Annotated in this window: 9 protein-coding genes; 8 read left to right on the top strand and 1 reads right to left on the bottom strand. The window is 67.7% G+C overall.

Annotation, left to right across the window (positions count from 1 at the left end):
- Positions 1-3,063, top strand: coding sequence for a PKD domain-containing protein (locus IPM49_07295; protein ID MBK9274329.1), 3,063 nt, complete (start codon positions 1-3; stop codon positions 3,061-3,063).
- On the opposite strand, the gene IPM49_07290 is transcribed toward IPM49_07295, so the two are convergent.
- Positions 3,057-5,075: an OmpA family protein gene (locus IPM49_07290; GenBank protein ID MBK9274328.1), complete on the bottom strand. Its 2,019-nt coding sequence runs from the start codon at positions 5,073-5,075 to the stop codon at positions 3,057-3,059. The genes IPM49_07295 and IPM49_07290 overlap by 7 nt on opposite strands.
- A gap of 114 nt (positions 5,076-5,189) precedes the next feature.
- On the opposite strand from IPM49_07290, the gene IPM49_07285 reads away from it, so the two are divergent.
- From IPM49_07285 to IPM49_07255, 7 genes are all read left to right on the top strand, one after another.
- Positions 5,190-6,311 carry a M42 family metallopeptidase gene (locus IPM49_07285; GenBank protein ID MBK9274327.1) on the top strand — a complete coding sequence of 374 codons (1,122 nt, stop codon included), beginning with the start codon at positions 5,190-5,192 and terminating at the stop codon, positions 6,309-6,311.
- Positions 6,312-6,324: 13 nt separating this feature from the next.
- Positions 6,325-6,969: a hypothetical protein gene (locus tag IPM49_07280; protein MBK9274326.1), complete on the top strand. Its 645-nt coding sequence runs from the start codon at positions 6,325-6,327 to the stop codon at positions 6,967-6,969.
- A gap of 23 nt (positions 6,970-6,992) precedes the next feature.
- Positions 6,993-7,427 (top strand): GNAT family N-acetyltransferase, encoded by a 435-nt coding sequence (locus IPM49_07275; GenBank protein MBK9274325.1) that lies wholly within the window; start codon positions 6,993-6,995, stop codon positions 7,425-7,427.
- Positions 7,424-8,833: a hypothetical protein gene (locus tag IPM49_07270; protein ID MBK9274324.1), complete on the top strand. Its 1,410-nt coding sequence runs from the start codon at positions 7,424-7,426 to the stop codon at positions 8,831-8,833. The genes IPM49_07275 and IPM49_07270 overlap by 4 nt, the downstream gene beginning before the upstream one ends.
- Positions 8,834-8,942: 109 nt before the next feature.
- Complete coding sequence (locus tag IPM49_07265) at positions 8,943-10,892, top strand: S9 family peptidase (GenBank protein ID MBK9274323.1); 1,950 nt, start codon at positions 8,943-8,945, stop codon at positions 10,890-10,892.
- 208 nt (positions 10,893-11,100) lie between these two features.
- The gene (locus IPM49_07260) at positions 11,101-13,863 is read left to right on the top strand and encodes a CotH kinase family protein (protein ID MBK9274322.1); all 2,763 of its coding nucleotides are present in this window, start codon (positions 11,101-11,103) and stop codon (positions 13,861-13,863) included.
- Between the two features lie 141 nt (positions 13,864-14,004).
- Positions 14,005-17,109: a DUF4397 domain-containing protein gene (locus IPM49_07255; GenBank protein MBK9274321.1), complete on the top strand. Its 3,105-nt coding sequence runs from the start codon at positions 14,005-14,007 to the stop codon at positions 17,107-17,109.
- Positions 17,110-17,230: the final 121 nt, after the last annotated feature.

The raw sequence follows: 17,230 nt of genomic DNA, 5'->3' as shown, positions 1-17,230 counted from the left end.
ATGCGCACGATCCCCGCCGTTCCCTTCCTCCTTGCCGCCTTGTTGCCCTGGCCGTCCATGGGGCAGGATTGGGTGCGGATGTACCACGACCCCGCGGTGCCGCTCCATCAGGTGGAGCAGGCCCACGCCGACCACTTCGCCAGGCGCGCGCCCGAGCGCGGTAAGGGTCGCAACGTCTTCGCCCGCGAGGCCTGGTTCTGGTCGCAGCGCCTGCATCCCGAAGGGGTGCGTCCCGATCCCGGCGCGTATGCCCGGGCCTGGAAGCAGGTGAAGCGCATGCCCGTCCCCGCCGCGCCCAAGAGCGCCGCCTGGCAACCGATCGGACCTGCGGCATGGGACTCGTGGAGCTACAACCCCGGCAACGGGCGCGTGCACACCGCCGCCGTGTCGCCGCTGGACCCCAACACCATCTACGTGGGCACGCCGTCAGGCGGGTTGTGGCGCACCACGGATGGCGGCGTCAATTGGAACGCGCTGGGCCAGGACCTGCCCTCGCTCGGCATCACCGGCATCGCGCTGCATCCCACCGATGCCAGCACGCTCTACATCGCCACCGGTGACGGTTACTCGCGCGATACCTACGCCCTGGGCGTGCTGAAGAGCACCGATGGGGGTGCCACCTGGAACCCCACCGGCCTGGACTGGGACGTGCATCAGGTGCGCACCACGCGCCGGCTGGTGATGCATCCCACCGATCCGGACGTCCTGTTCTGCGCGGCCAACATCGGTCTGTATCGCACCACGGATGCCGGATCCTCCTGGCAGCGCGTCGCCTTGGGCAACTTCTTCGACGTGGCCTTCAAGCCCGGTGACCCATCGGTGGTGTACGCCACCAGCGATCAGGTGCACCGCAGCACCGACGGCGGCGCCACCTTCAGCACCATCACCAGCGGGTTGCCCGGCGCAGGTCTCGTGGTGCGCATGGCCCTGGCGGTGACGCCGGCCGATCCGCAGCTGGTGTATGTGCTCGCCGGGCGCGAGGACGATGGTGGCTTCCAGGGGCTCTACCGCAGCACCGACGGCGGCAGCACCTTCACCACGCGCAGCACCGCGCCCAACATCATGGGCTACTCGGAAACGGGCAACGACAGCGGCGGCCAGGCGTGGTACGATCTCGCCCTCACGGCCGATCCCGTGAACGCCGGCACCCTCTACGCCGGCGGCATCAACGTGTGGAAGAGCGTCAACGGGGGCACCACCTGGACCAACATGAGCCACTGGACCTGGCCCAGCACCGTGGGCTACACCCATGCCGACATCCATCACCTGCAGCTCGCCAACGGCCAGCTCTATTGTGGGAGCGACGGGGGCTTCTTCCGCAGCCCCAACGGTGGTGCCGACTGGTTCGACCTGAGCGCCGGCCTCGAGGTGTCGCAGGTCTACCGCATCGGGGTAGCGTCCGCCCAGACCGGTCTGGTGGTGGGCGGCCTGCAGGACAACGGCAGCATGCAGTGGGAGAACAGTGTGTGGACGCATGTGCAGGGCGGCGACGGCATGGAAGGGCTGGTGGACAAGGATGATCCGCTGGTGCGCTTCTGCAGCGCGCAATACGGATCCATCTACCGCTCCTTCGATGGCGGGCAGAGCTTCGGCAGCGTGAGCTTCACCATCCCCGAGGAAGGCGCGTGGGTGACGCCCTACATCCAGGATCCCAGCGTCCCGGGCCGCCTTTACGCCGGCTACAACAACCTGTGGCGCAGCAACGACCTGGGCGACTCGTGGACCAACATCAGCAACATCACCACCGGCCGCAAGGTGCGCGCCATCGCCGTGGCCCCCACGGACCCCGATGTCATCTACTTCAGCAACGATGGCGCCCTGCGGCGCAGCACCAATGGCGGCGCCACCTGGGACATTCTCACCGGACTTCCGGCCCAGGCGCTCACGGCCATCGCCATCGACCCCACGGATGCCGACCGGGTGACGGTGACCTGCTCCGGCTTCCGCGAAGGCGTGAAGGTGTTCCGCAGCGTGGACGGCGGCAACACGTGGACCGACCACAGCGGCAACCTGCCCAACGTGCCGGTGAACACCGTGGTGCTGACCGGAGCGAACGACGGCCTGTACGTGGGCACCGACCTCGGCGTGTTCTACCGCGATGCCACGCTGGGCAACTGGCAGCCCTTCGGCCAGGGCCTGCCCGCCGTGGTGGTGATGGAGCTGGAGCTGGACGGCACGGGACAGTGGCTCTACGCCGCCACGTATGGCCGCGGCGTGTGGCGCACTCCGGTGTACAGCCCCAGCAGCGATCCCCCGGTGGCCGCCTTCCGCACGGAGAGCGATGTGGTCTGCGGCGGTGGCGCGGTCACCTTCCACGACCTGGCGTTGGAGGCCGCGCCCGGCTGGAGCTGGCAGTTCCCCGGCGGCGATCCGTCCACCAGCACCGATGCCTCCCCCGAGGTGACCTACCCCGCGAGCGGCTCCTATACCGTGAGCCTCACGGTGAGCAACACCTTCGGCAGCGATACGGAGACGCGCACGGTGGATGTGGAGGTGAGGCCCGAGGAGATCCAGGTGGAGCTGGAGTTCGACCAGTACGCCGGCGAGACCGCGTGGAGCATCGTGGACGACAACGGCCTGGTGGTGGCCACCGGCGGGCCCTACAACGGGCAGATCAGCACGGCCACACTGACGGCCACGGCCTGCCTCGACGCGGGCTGCTACACCTTCATCATGCACGACTCCTATGGCGACGGCATGTGCTGCGACGCGGGCAACGGCAGCTACACGGTGACGGGCGCGTTCACGGGCTTCATCGCGGACGGTGCCAGCTTCGGCATGGAGGAGAGCACGCCCTTCTGTGTGGACGCCTCGGTGGGCCTGCCCGCCCGTCCGGCCCCGGAGCTGCGGCTGCGCAGCGATGGTGATGGCGTGTACACGCTGATGGGCGCTCCGGCGGGCGAGCGCTGGTGGGTGCTGGACGGGCTGGGGCGCGTGGTGCGTGACGGCCTGCTGGCACCTGCGGGCGGTGAGCTGCGCGTGGACCTGCGCGACGCGGCGGCAGGCACGTACACCCTGCGCGGTGCGGGCGGTGCGGGCGTGAAGCTCGTGCGCGGCTACTGACCCAGGATGCGGATCTCCGTGCGGCGGTTGCGCGCCTTGTTGGCGGCGCTGTCGTTCGGTGCCACCGGCTGCGTGGGCCCGTAGCCCTTCACCTCCAGCCGGTCGGCCGGGATGCCCTGCGCGGTGAGGTGGTCCACCACGGCCTGCGCCCTGGCCTGCGAGAGCTTCAGGTTGTGCTCGGCGCTGCCGTCGCTGTCCGTGTGGCCGCCCACCTCCAGCCGCAGGTCCGGGTTGTCGGTGAGCAGCTGCTTCAACTGGGCCAGTTCCGCATGCGACCCCGGCTGCAGCTCGGCCTTGTCGCGATCGAAGAACAGGTTGCGCATCACTTCCACACCGCCCACCTCCAGCGGCTTCATGCCCACCTCCAGCGCCAGCTCCACCGTGCCTTCCGCGCCCACCTCGATGTGCTGGCTGTGGAAGAGGTAGCCGTTGGCGCGGACATGCAGGGCGTAGGCGCGGCCCGCCGGTACCGTGGCCATGAACTCGCCCGTCTCCCGGTCGCTCTGGAACCGCGCCACCAGGCTGGCGTCGGCGAGGTCCAGCAGGTCGATGTCGGCCTCCAGGCCCTTGAGGGCGCGCAGGTCCTTCACCCAACCCTTCACCAGCACGGTGGCCATCGTGGGCGCCGGGGTCGCATCCACGGCGGTGGCGGCGGTGGCCGTCTCCTGTGCGGACGGATCGGGCAGGAACTCCACCTGGTAGACATCGTCCTCACCCAGGCCGCCCGGGCGCAGCGAGCTGAAGTAGCCCGTGCTGCCGCTGGCGTTCATCACGAAGAACAGGTCGTCGTCCGCACCGTTCACCGGCCAGCCCAGGTTCTCCGGCTTCGACCACTGGCCGCCTTCCAGCGCGCTGCGGAAGATGTCGTAGCCGCCCATGCTGTTGTGGCCCTTGCTGCTGAAGTAGATCGTGCGCCCATCGGGATGCACGAAGATGCCGTCCTCATCGAAGCGCGTGTTGATGGTGGGCCCGAGGTTCTCGGCCGGCCCCCAGTCCTGTGCGGCGGCGTCCCACTTGCTGCGGTAGATGTCCTGTCCGCCGAGGCCCTCCTCCGGACGGTCGCTCACGAAGTAGAGCCACTGCCGGTCGAAGCTGTACCAGGCGCTGCTCTCGTGGTAGCGCGTGTTCACGTTCGGGCCCAGCGGACGGGGCTCGCTCCAGGTCTTGCCGGTGCGTTTGGTCTCGAAGAGGTCGCCGGTGCCTTTCACGTCGCGGTAGATCAGCATGGTGCGCCCATCGTTGAACAGGCCCACCGAGGCATCGTTGATCGGCGTGTTCACCGGCTCGGGCAGCGGAACGGGGTCGCTCCAGCCCTGATCGCCGTGCGTGCTCACGTACACGTCCTCGAAGTACTCGTTGGTGGCCTTGTTGATCTTGCCCCCGGTGGTGTTGGACCGGCGCGAGGTGTAGAAGAGGGTGCCACCATCGGCGGTGAGCAGCACGCCGTAATCGCTCTCCTGGCTGTTGATGCGCGCACCCAGGTTGGTCACGCGCACGTTCGCCGGCCTGGCGGCCAGGGCTTTGCCGTTGCGGCATTCGGCCAGGAGCTTGTCGGCCATGTTGTAGGCCGGTTCGGGATCGGGGTTGCGCGCTGTGCGCACCTTGTGGTCCTCATACTCCGCGATGGCCTCGTCCCACCGGCCGTTGAGCTGCAGCGCGTAGCCGCACAGGAAGTGCACGCGCGGCATGGCCGGATCGAGCGCCGCCGCCCGCAGGAACCATTCGGCCGCCTCGTGGCGCTGCTCCCCGTTCAGGTGGCAGAGCCCGATGCGCACGTTCAGCTCGGCGTTGTCGGGGTTCACGGCATGGGCCTGCAGGTACAGCGGCAGCGCCTGTGCGTAGGCCGCACCACCGGCCTCGGCCAGCTTGTCCGCCTGCTGCATCGCCCGCAGCGCGTTGTCCAGGGCGGCCTTGTCCGCGATGTGGTCGCGGTCGAAGGGGATGTTGCCCTGCGCCCGCACCAGCACGGCGCAGAGCGACAGCAGCAGGAGGGGGAGGGCACGCAGGGTCATGGCCGGTGGTTTTCGCCGAAGCGCTGTTCATACGAAGGTCGCCCGGGAATGTTCAACCGCCAAGCGTGCGGCTACTTTCGCCCCGCCGCGCCAGATGCGGCTTCCTTACTTCCCATGGCCAAGCGCACCGCACGCCCCTCCCGACCGTCCAAACCCGCCAGCATCCTCGGGCCCGCCTCGATGGAGTTCCTGGAGACCTACCTCAACAACGCCAGCCCCACGGGCTTCGAGACCAGCGGCCAACGCCTGTGGCTCGACTACCTGCGGCCCTATGTGGACGACCACTTCACCGATGCCTATGGCACCGCCGTGGGCGTGGTGAACCCCGACGCGAAGTTCAAGGTGGTGATCGAGGCCCACGCCGACGAGATCAGCTGGTTCGTCCACTACATCACCAAGGAGGGCTTCATCTACGTGCGCCGCAACGGCGGCAGCGATCACCTCATCGCCCCCAGCAAGCGCGTCAACATCCACACCGAGAAGGGCATCGTGAAGGCCGTGTTCGGCTGGCCCGCCATCCACGTGCGCAACGGCAAGAACGACCCGGTGCCCGCGCTGGACAACATCTTCCTGGACTGCGGCTGCAGCAGCAAGGAGGAGGTGGAGAAGCTGGGCGTGCACGTGGGCTGCGTGATCACTTATGAGGACGAGTTCATGGTGCTGAACGGGCGCCACTTCGTGGGCCGGGCCCTGGACAACCGCATCGGCGGCTTCATGATCGCCGAGGTGGCCCGCCTGCTGCATGCCGAGCGCAAGCGTCTGCCCTTCGGACTGTACATCACCAACAGCGTGCAGGAGGAGGTGGGCCTGCGCGGTGCCGAGATGATCGTGGAGCGCATCCGCCCGAACGTGGCCATCGTGACCGATGTGACGCACGACACGCAGACGCCGCTGATGAACAAGGTGCAGAACGGTGACATCGCCTGCGGGCAGGGTCCCGTGCTGAGCTACGCGCCCGCCGTGCACAACAACCTGCTGAAGCTGATCGTGGACACCGCGACACGGAACAAGATCCCCTTCCAGCGCATGGCCGCCAGCCGCGCCACGGGCACGGACACCGATGCCTTCGCCTATGGCGCCGCCGGTGTGCCCAGTGCGCTCATCAGCCTGCCCCTGCGCTACATGCACACCACGGTGGAGAGCGTGCACCGCAACGACGTGGAGCAGGTGATCAAGCTGATCCACGCCAGCCTGCGCGCCCTGCGCAACGACCACGACCTGCGCTACATCCGCTGATCACACCGCGTGCATGAGGCCCTCGCTGGACGAGAACACGCGTTCGGCGTTGCACTTCACGCTGCTGGGGCTGGGCCTGGTGGGCGGCGCCCGGCTGGCCTACTGGTGGGTGGGGAAGCTGCTGCTGGACGGGCATCCAGGCTCGGCCTTCCTGCTGCCCTGGCGGGCGGGCTACCTGCTCGCCGATCCGTACACCGTGGTGCATGCGGCGCCGACCCTGCCCTTGCGGCTGGCCGTGGCGGTGGGCTACGCCTTGTTGTCCGGTGCGTTGGCCGCGGTGATCGCATCCGCGTTCCGCATCCCGGCCTGGGTGGCCGTCGGCCGTGTGGTCGGGCTGTTGGTCCTCCCGATGGCCCTCGCGTCGGCGCTCGTGTTCCCGCCCCGCAGCGCCACCCCCGATCCGACGACAGGGTCCTGGCGGGTGTGCGAGCGGACCGCACTGCCGGGCGGCCTCACCCTGCCCGGCACGGCCCGCTGCACGACCATCGAGGTGGACACGGTGCACGTCCATCTGGCGACCGACGCGGCGCAGCTCATGCTCGGCGGCCGCGTGATCGGCGAGGCGCCGCACACGGGTGTGGGGCTGATCGACAGCACGCGCGCCGCGTTGGCGGTGGAGGTGTTGGACGAGCGCTTGGGAACCCGGCGGCCGCGTTGATCCACGCGACCTATTTTGCACGCATGCGCACCACCCGGATCCCCGCCCGGGCCACCTGGCCCCTGCGCCAGCTGGTGCTGCGGCCCGGCCGGCCGGTGGAGGACTGCGACTTTCCGCACGACACCGATGCGAGCACCATCCACCTCGGCGCCTGGGCCGATGACGCGCTCGTGGGCATCGCATCGGTGTATGCCGAAGCCTGTGCCCAGCTTCCTGCGGCGAAGCCGTTCCGGCTGCGTGGCATGGCCGTGCATCCCGACAGGCAGGGGCAGGGGGTGGGCGCCCTGCTCGTGCATGAAGCACTGGAGGCCGTGCGCGCCGAAGGGGGCGACCTGCTGTGGTGCAACGCCCGCACCTCCGCCAGCGGGTTCTACTCCGGTCTCGGGTTCGCCGTGGAAGGAGAGGCCTTCGTGCTGCCGGGCATCGGTCCGCACCACCTGATGCACCGGCGACCATGAAGCGCCTGCCTGCGGACGCCCTGGCGATGGTCGCGTTGGTGGCGCTGGCGCTGGTGGTGCGCAGCCTCTTCGTAGGCCTGGTGGGCCTGGCGCACGACGAACCCTTCACCGTGTACTGGGCGCACCGTCCGCTGGCCGAGCTCTTCGCGCAGCTGCGCCAGGAGAACAACCCGCCGCTCCATTTCCTGCTGGTGAAGGCCGTGCTGCCGTTCGCCGGTCACGATGTGGCCTGGCTTCGGATGCCCAGCGTGGTGGCTTCCGGCCTCACCGCCTGGCCGCTCTTCCTGATCGGTCGTGCGCTCGGTGGGCGGGTGACCGGGTTCGCGGCCGTCCTGCTCTTCATCTGCAGCAGCTACCAGCAGGGGTTCGCCCATGAAGTGCGGGCCTATCCGCTGTTCCAGCTCCTTGCTGTGGCCGGTGTATGGCAGCTGGTGCGGGTGGCGCAGGCCGTCCCGCGGCCTCCACGTGCCGCCCTGCCCGTGCTCGCCCTGCTCAACGTGGCCATGGTGTACGCCCACTTCTTCGGCTGGCTGATGCTGGGCGTGCAGGCCCTGCTGGTGCTGCTGGTGCCCGCCCTGCGGCCGGCCCGTCGCACCCTGGCCCTTGCCGCCGGGGTGGCACTGCTCGCGTACATCCCCTATGCCGCCGTGCTGTTCGAGCGCTTCAGCCGGTCCGTGGGACAGGGCACCTGGCTCACCGTGCCGCCGCCCGAGGAGGTGTACAACATGCTCTGGCGGTGGAGCAACGCCCCGGTGCTGGTGCTGCTCTTCCTCGCGGCGATCGCGGCGGCCTCCCTTCGGCGCGAAGGACGTGGAGCGCTGTGGTCCGTGGGCCTGCTGTGGGCGCTGCTCCCGCTGCTGGGCCTCTTCGTGCTGAGCCAACGGGTGCCGGTGTTCCTGGATCGCTACCTGCTCTTCGCGGCGCCGGGCTGGTGCCTGCTGGTGGCCCATGCCCTGTTGAACGCGGCCCCGTGGCGGCAGGTGGGTTGGGCTCTCGCGGCCGTGGGTGTGGGCGGCATGGCCCTCACCTTCGAACCGGGACGTGGTCCTGAGGGGCGGCCCGAGCGGGTTGTGGCGGTGGCGCAGGCCATGGCCAAGGGCCGCGCTCCGGTGCTGCTGATCCCCGCCTGGTACGCCCACACCTATGCCTGGCACGTGGATCCCGCCCTGTTCGCCCACACCGCCACCTGGACCGAGGCCCTCGCGGCCCGCGGCATCCATCCGGTCGATGATCCCGCGCAGCCGCCCGCCGTGGCCACCCTGGAGGACACCCTGGTGCTGGTGGACGCCGGTGCGCGGCTTGTGGATCCCGAGCTGGCGCTGGAGCACGCCCTGCGGCAACGTCTGGGCGAGCCTGATGCCGTGGAGGCGGACCGGGGGGTGCGCGTCCTCCGCTACCGGCGCTGACCGCCGTTCATCCACCGGGCCAACGGTCCATCCCACCGGACAACGTTCCATGGATCGTGCGGTGGGGATGGGGTGCGGGCGAAGACCTTTGCTCCCCACCAAACCCCCGATGATGCGCTACCTCCTTCCTCTCGGTCTGTTCGCCGGCCTGTTGCTGGCCTCGTGCGGCGACGCCGATCAGCCCGCCGGCCGGTCCACGGCCGCCGTGCAACCGCCACCCGTGATCGACATGAAGCTCTTCTTCAAGAACCCCGAGAAGGCCGGCTTCCAGATCAGCCCCGACGGCAGCCATTTCAGCTACCGGGCTCCGTGGAAGAACCGCATGAACCTCTTCGTGCAGCGCATCGGCGACAGCGTGGCCACCCAGGTGACCCACGACACGGTGCGCGACATCGGCGGCTACTTCTGGAAGGGCGACCGCCTGGTGTACAGCCGCGACGTGAACGGCGATGAGAACTTCATCGTGTTCAGCGCCAGCATCGACGGCAAGGATGCCAAGGCCCTGACCCCCCTCTCCGGTGTGCGGGCCGGCACCCTCGACCGCCTGCACAACGTGCCGGGCATGGAGACCAAGGTGATGCTGCAGATGAACCAGCGCAATCCCCAGGTCTTCGATCCCTACCTGTGCGACATCGCCACCGGCGAGCTGAAGCCCCTCTACGACAACAGCAAGGAGAACTTCGAAGGCTGGATCACCGACCACAATGGCGTGATCCGCATGGCCACCAAGACCGACGGCACCGACCAGGTGGTGTACTACCGCGCGACGGACAAGGAGCCCTTCACCGAGTACATGCGCACCGGGTTCAAGGACAGCTGGAACCCGCTGTTCTTCACCTTCGACAACGCCAACCTGTACGTGAGCCACAACCTCAACGGCCGCGACAAGACCGCCGTGGTGGAGTGGGACCTGGCCGGGAAGAAGGAAACGCGCCTCATCCACGAGGAGAAGGACTACGACGTGTCCAGCCTGGACTACAGCGACAAGCGCAAGGTGCTCACCATGGTGACCTGGACCGGGTGGAAGGAGGAACGCCGCATCCTGGACCCGCAGACCCAGGCGCTGTACGACAAGCTCGCCCCCAAGTTCGAGGGCTACGACCACTGGATCTATGGGGAGAACGACGACGAGACCAAGTTCATGGTGTGGGCCGGCAGCGACCGCCAGCCGGGCCGCTACTACTTCTATGATGTCACGGCCGACAAGCTGGAACTGATGGCCGTGCAGCGTCCGTGGATCGACGAGGACCAGATGGCCGAGATGAAGCCCATCAGCTACACCACCCGCGACGGCCTTACGGTGCACGGCTACCTCACGCTGCCTGTGGGGCGCGAGGCGAAGGACCTGCCCGTGGTGATCAACCCGCACGGCGGTCCCTGGGCCCGCGACGAGTGGGGCTTCAACCCCGAGGTGCAGATGCTGGCCAACCGCGGCTATGCCGTGCTGCAGATGAACTTCCGCGGAAGCACAGGCTACGGCCGCGCCTTCTGGGAGAAGAGCTTCAAGCAGTGGGGCAAGACCATGCAGGACGACATCACGGACGGTGTGGAATGGCTGAAGGACCAGGGCATCGCCGACAGCACCCGCATCGCCATTTACGGCGGCAGCTACGGCGGCTATGCCACCCTGGCGGGCATCACCTACACCCCCGACCTCTACGCCTGCGCCGTGGACTATGTGGGCGTGAGCAACATGTTCACCTTCATGAACACCGTGCCGCCCTATTGGGAGCCCTTCAAGAAGATGATGTACGAGATGGTGGGCGACCCCAAGGCGGACAGCCTGCTGCTGCGTGAGGCCAGCCCGGTGTTCTTCGTGGACCGCATCAAGTGCCCCCTCTTCATCGCGCAGGGCGCCACCGACCCGCGTGTGAACAAGGCCGAGAGCGACCAGGTGGTGGAGGCCTTGCAGGCCCGCGGCGTGGAGGTGAAGTACATGGTGAAGGACAACGAGGGCCACGGCTTCCGCAATGAGGAGAACCGCTTCGAGTTCTACGGCGCCATGGAGAAGTTCCTCGAGCAGCACATCGGCACCAAGCCCACGCCCGTGAAGGGCTGAGGCCTGCGGCCCGAGCATGCCGCCCCGGCCTCCCATACGTGGGGGCCGGGGCGGCTTTTTTTCGGTCCCGGGCGCCGCGTTACCGGAACCTTGCGTCATGCCTCCAAGAGGCATGCGACAGGCCTCCGCGGATCCCCCGAACCTTGTGCCGCTCAGCATGTTCCATGCAGTAACGTTCGCTTAACTTGGTCGTCCCCGACCGAACCCCATGGCCCTGACGCCGTTCCACCGCATCCTCCCGCTCCTGCTCCTCTGTGCCGCCCCCTTCGGCGCCCGCGCCCAGGTGGTGCTCAACGAGGTGAGCGCCAGCAACCTCTCCAGCTTCGCCGACAACAACGGCGAGTTCGAGGATTGGGTGGAGCTCTACAACACCACCGGTGCACCGGTGGACATCAGCGGCTGGCACTTGAGCGACAATCCCAACAACCCCACCAAGTGGGCCTTCCCGGTGGGCACCCAGGTGCCGGCGAATGGTCGTCTGATGGTGTTCTGTTCCAGCCGGGACATGTTCACCCTGCCGCTCATCTTCCATACCAACTTCAAGCTCAGCCAGGGCCAGAACGAGTGGATCCTCCTGGCCGATGCGGGCGGCAACGTCATGGACGACTTCCAGCTCTCGGCCCGTTGCAAGGAGAACCACAGCCGGGGCCGCACCACCGACGGTGCCGCGACCTGGTCGCTCTTCCAGACCCCCACGCCCAATGCGGCCAATGCCGGTGCCTCCGCGGACTATGAGCCCAAGCCCCAGTTCAGCCTGCCTGCCGGTGTGTACGCCGGTCCCCAGAGCGTGGCGTTGAGCTCGCCTTCGGGCGCCACCATCCGGTACACGCTGGACGGCACCACGCCCACGGCCACCAGCACGCCCTACGCCGCCCCGCTCAACATCGCCGCCACCACCGTGGTGCGCGCCGCCTGCTTCAGCACCACCCCGGGCGTGCCGCCCAGCTTCATCGAGACCAACACCTACTTCATCGGTGTGAACCACACGGTGCCCATCCTCAGCGTGTCCGGGGATGAGGTGGACGACCTGTTGCTCGGCAACGGCGGCATCGAGCCCGTGTCCTCCCTGGAGTACTTCGGCCCCAACGGGGTGCTGCGCGACGAGGCGGTGGGCACCTGCGATGAACACGGCCAGGACTCGTGGGCGTATGACCAGCGCGGCTTCGATTGGGTCACGCGCGACCAGTACGGCTACAACGACGCCATCCACTATCCGATCTTCCGGACCAAGGACCGCGACGAGTATCAGCGCCTCATCGTAAAGGCGGCCGCCGGCGACAACTACGAGTTCGGTCCGGGTCAACCGGCGCACATCCGTGATGCCTATGTGCAGGCCTTGAGCCAGGTGGGCAACCTGCGCGTGGACGAACGCAGCTATGAGCCCTGCGTGGTGTACATCAACGGGCAGTACTGGGGCGTGTACGACCTGCGCGAGAAGGTGGACGACTCGGACTTCACCCGGTACTACTACGACCAGGGCGAGTACGACATCCAGTTCATCAAGACCTGGGGCGGCACCTGGAGCGAGTACGGCGGCGCGCAGGCCCAGACGGACTGGGACGCCCTGCGCACCTTCATCGCCACCAACAACATGGGCGACCCCACCGCCTTTGCCTATGTGGACAGCGTGTTCAACTGGAAGAGCCTGGTGGATTACTTCTGCCTGAACAGCTATACGGTCTGCGCCGACTGGTTGAACTGGAACACCGGCTGGTGGCGTGGCCTGAACCCCAACGGGGACCACAAGAAATGGGGCTACATCCTGTGGGACATGGACGCCACCTTCGGCCACTACGCCAACTTCACAGGCATCCCGGACCAGAGCCCGAACGCCGACCCCTGCACGGTGGAGGACCTGCCCGATCCCGGCGGCCAGGGCCACACGGAGATCATCGAGAAGCTGATCCAGGAGAACCCCATGGTGCACGACTACTACGTGAACCGCTACATCGACCTGGGCAACACGCTCTTCAGCTGCGACTTCATGATCCCCTTCCTGGACAGCCTCATCGGCAACATCGCGCCCGAGATGCCCGCGCAGATCGCGCGTTGGGGCGGCAGCATGGCCGACTGGCAGAACAACGTGCAGGTGCTGCGTGACTACATCGAAACGCGATGCGTCACCATCCAGGATGGCTTGATCGATTGCTACGACCTGAGCGGTCCCTATGACGTGCAGTTCGATGTGGACCCGCCCCTGAGCGGCAGCATCCAGGTGAACTCGCAGGTGCTGCCCACCTATCCCTTCACGGGCACCTACTACGGCGGCATCACCACCACGCTGGCCCCGATCCCCGAGCCGGGCTGGGCCTTCAGCCATTGGACGATCCAGAACGACACCATCTGGCCCAGCCTGAACGACAGCCTGGTGACCCTCACCACGGATACCACGGACCGCATCGTGGCGCACTTCATCCCGCCCATCGCCTACAGTGTGATGCTGGACGTGGAACCCCGCAACAGTGCCCGCATCGAGTTCGACGGGGTCATCTACGACGCCTTCCCCACGGTGGTGCAGGTGCCCGAGGGTGTGGCCAAGCCCATCAAGGTGCTGCCGGCGCTCTATTACGACTTCCTGAACTGGAGCATCAAGAACAACTATCCCAGCCCGGCGGACACCACCCTGCCAGAGCTGAGCATCACCTTCTTCAGCCCGGACACGGTGGTGGCCCACCTTCAGCCGCAGGACTACGCCTACTGGATCCCCAACTCCTTCACCCCCAACAACGACGGCATCAATGACGTGTGGCAGCCCTGGGGCAATGTGATCGACCTGGAGTCCTTCGACCTGAAGATCTTCGACCGCTGGGGGCAGCTCATGTTCCAAAGCAACGACCCCAACCTGCCGTGGGACGGCACTGGCAGCGGTGGCCAGATCGGCGTGGGGGTCTATGCCTACCGTGCGTTCGTGATCGAGGGCATCACCAAGGAGCGGCACGAGCTCTTCGGCCATGTGACCGTGGTGCGCTGAGCCTGCCTTGCTTCCGGTTCCGAGGCCCTCCGCAAGGGGGGCCTCGTCCTGTTTGTCATGAAATGTTCATCTGTTTTCGCGGAACGATGAACAAAAGTCGGACCTTCGTGTTCCCCTTCCCGTACGACAAAACCCATCGTCATGCTTACAAGAACAACCCTGATCGGAGCCGCGCTTGCGGCCGGGATCCCCGCAACGGCCCAGGTGGCGCGATTGCAGGTGATCCACAACAGTGCCGACGCGGCCGCCTCCGTGGTGGACGTGTACGTGAACGGCAGCCTCCTCATCGATGACTTCGCCTTCCGCACCGCGTGGGGCTATAACGACGTGCCCGCCGGCGTGGACCTGCAGGTCGGCATCGCCCCGGGCACCAGCACCAGCGCGGCCGACACCATCCCCGGCCTGGGCGCCACCTACAACCTGCCTGATGGCGGCACCTTCGTGCTGGTGGCCAACGGCATTGTGAGCGGCTCGGGCTACACCCCGTCCCCCGCCTTCGACCTCTACGCCAATGGCGGCGAGGAGAGCACGACCGCCGGCAACACCGGCGTTCTGGTGTTCCATGGGGCCACTGATGCCCCGGCCGTGGACGTGTTCGAGAGCGCCGTGCTCGGCGCCAACGCGGTGAGCAACCTCGCCTATGGTGAGTTCGCCGGTTACCTGAACCTGCCGACGGACGACTATGTGCTGGAGGTGCGCGCCGCTGGCGATCCCAACACCCTGGTCGCCTACAGCGCTCCGCTGCAGACCCTGGGTCTGGACGGCCTCAGCCTGGCCGTGGTGGCCAGCGGTTTCCTGGACCCCGCGCAGAACAGCAATGGCCCGGCCTTCGGCCTGTTCGCTGCGCCCCCCTTCACCGGCCCGCTCGTGGAGCTGCCGGTGTTCACCGCCCCCTCGGCGCGCCTGCAGGTGATCCACAACAGCGCTGACGCTGCGGCCAGCGTGGTGGACGTGTACGTGAACGGCGCCCTGCTGATCGACGACTTCACCTTTCGCACCGCCTGGGGCTACAACGATGTGCCCGCCGGCGTGGACCTGCAGATCGGCATCGCCCCGGGCACCAGCACCAGCGCCGCGGACACCATCCCCGGCCTGGGCGCCACCTACAACCTGCCTGATGGCGGCACCTTCATCCTGGTGGCCAACGGCATCGTGAGCGGCTCGGGGTACAACCCGGCGCCCGCCTTCCAGCTGTACGCCAACGGCGGCACGGAGACCAGCACCGCCGGAAGCACCAACGTGCTCGTGTTCCACGGGGCCACGGATGCCCCGGCCGTGGACGTGTTCGAGAGCGCCGTGCTCGGCGCCAACGCCGTGAGCAACCTGGCCTACGGACAGTTCGCCGGCTACCTGAACCTGCCCACCGACGACTATGTGCTGGAGGTGCGCGCCGCCGGCGACCCCAACACCCTGGTGGCCTACAGCGCTCCTCTTCAAACCCTGGGTCTCGATGGCCTCGGTCTGGCCGTGGTGGCCAGTGGCTTCCTGGACCCCTCCCAGAACAGCAATGGTCCGGGCTTCGGCCTTTGGGTGGCCCTGCCCTCCGGCGGTGCCATGGTGGAGCTGCCGGTCTTCACCGCGCCCACCGCCCGCCTCCAGGTGATCCACAACAGCGCTGATGCCGCCGCCGCTTCGGTGGACGTGTACGTCAACGGCGCCCTGCTGATCGACGACTTCGGCTTCCGCACGGCCTGGGGCTTCGAGGATGTGCCTGCCGGGGTGGCCCTGCAGATCGGTGTCGCCCCCGGCACCAGCACCAGCGCGGCGGATACGATCCCCGGACTGGGTGCCACCTTCGTGCTGGCCGACGACGAGCGCTATGTGCTCATCGCCAACGGCATCGTGAGCGGCACGGGCTACAACCCCTCGCCGGCCTTCTCGCTGAACGCCTTCGCTCCCGCCCGTGAGGCCGCCGCCACCGCCGGCAACACCGATATCCTGGTGTTCCATGGCAGCACCGACGCCCCCGTGGTCGACGTGTACGAGAGCGCTGTGCTGGAGGCCACGGCCGTGAACGACCTGGCCTACGGTTCCTTCGCCGGCTACCTGCCCCTGCCCACCGCCGACTACACCATCCAGGTGCGCACCGCGGACAACAGTGCCATCGCCGCCGCTTTCAGCGCGCCGCTGCAGACCCTCTCCCTGCAGGACCTGGCCCTCACCGTGGTGGCCAGCGGCTTCCTCGACCCCGCGCAGAACAGCAACGGTCCGGCCTTCGGCCTCTGGGTGGCCCTGCCCACCGGCGGTGCCCTGGTGCAACTGCCCGCCGCGCCGATCCCGACCGCCCGTGTGCAGGTGATCCACAACAGCGCTGACGCCGCCGCCTCCACCGTGGATGTGTGGCTCAACGACAGCCCGCTGATCGACGACTTCGGTTTCCGCACCGCCAGCCCCTTCGTGGATGTGCAGGCCGGCGTGGACCTGAACGTGGGTGTGGCCCCGGCCAACAGCACCGATCCGGCCGATGCCATCGCCAACTTCAGCTACAATCTGGAGGAGGGCGGCACCTACATCCTGGTGGCCAACGGCATCGTGAGCGGCACGGGCTACAACCCTGCCACGCCCTTCAACATCTACGTGTACACCCCGGCCCGGGAGACGGCCACCTCGGGTGCCAACAACACCGACATCCTGGTGTTCCATGGCAGCACGGATGCGCCCACGGTGAACGTGAACGAGACCGCCGTGCTCGGTGGTGCCACGCTGATCAACGGTCTGTCCTATGGCGAGTTCAGCAACTACCTGGAGCCGCCCACCGACGACTACGTGCTGGAGATCACCGCCGGCGGCACGCCCGTGGTGAGCTACCAGGCCCCGCTGGCCAGCCTTGGCCTGCAGGGTGATGCCATCACCGTGGTGGCCAGCGGCTTCCTCGACCCTGCCCAGAACAGCAACGGACCGGCCTTCGGCCTCTGGGTGGCCCAGGCCGCCGGTGGTGCGCTCGTCGAACTGCCCATCTTCACGGGTGTGAACGAGAACGCCGGCATCCTCGCGGCCACCACCCTGTGGCCCAACCCCGCGAACGACCTGCTCAACATCCTGGTGCCCGCCCTGGGCGACCGCAACCTGGAGGCCGAACTGCTGGATGCCAGCGGCCGCATCGTGCGCGCCCTCGGCAACAGCGCCATGGTGCGCAGCAATGACCGCGTGACGCTCGCGACCGGCGACCTCGCCGCCGGCACCTACGTGCTGCGCCTGCGCAGCCAGGACAACAGTGTGGCCCTGCCCGTGAGCATCGCCCGCTAAGGTCCCGCCCTCTTTGGAACGGAAGGCCCCTGCCACCTGGCAGGGGCCTTTCTGTTCCCGGACCGAACTACTTCGCCCCGCTGGTGTTGTTCAACATCCGTTCATGCACGCTGAACAGCTA

The organism is Flavobacteriales bacterium, assembly GCA_016715895.1.
Lineage (GTDB): Bacteria > Bacteroidota > Bacteroidia > Flavobacteriales_F > PHOS-HE28 > PHOS-HE28.
This window is presented reverse-complemented; position numbering and strand designations above follow the sequence as displayed.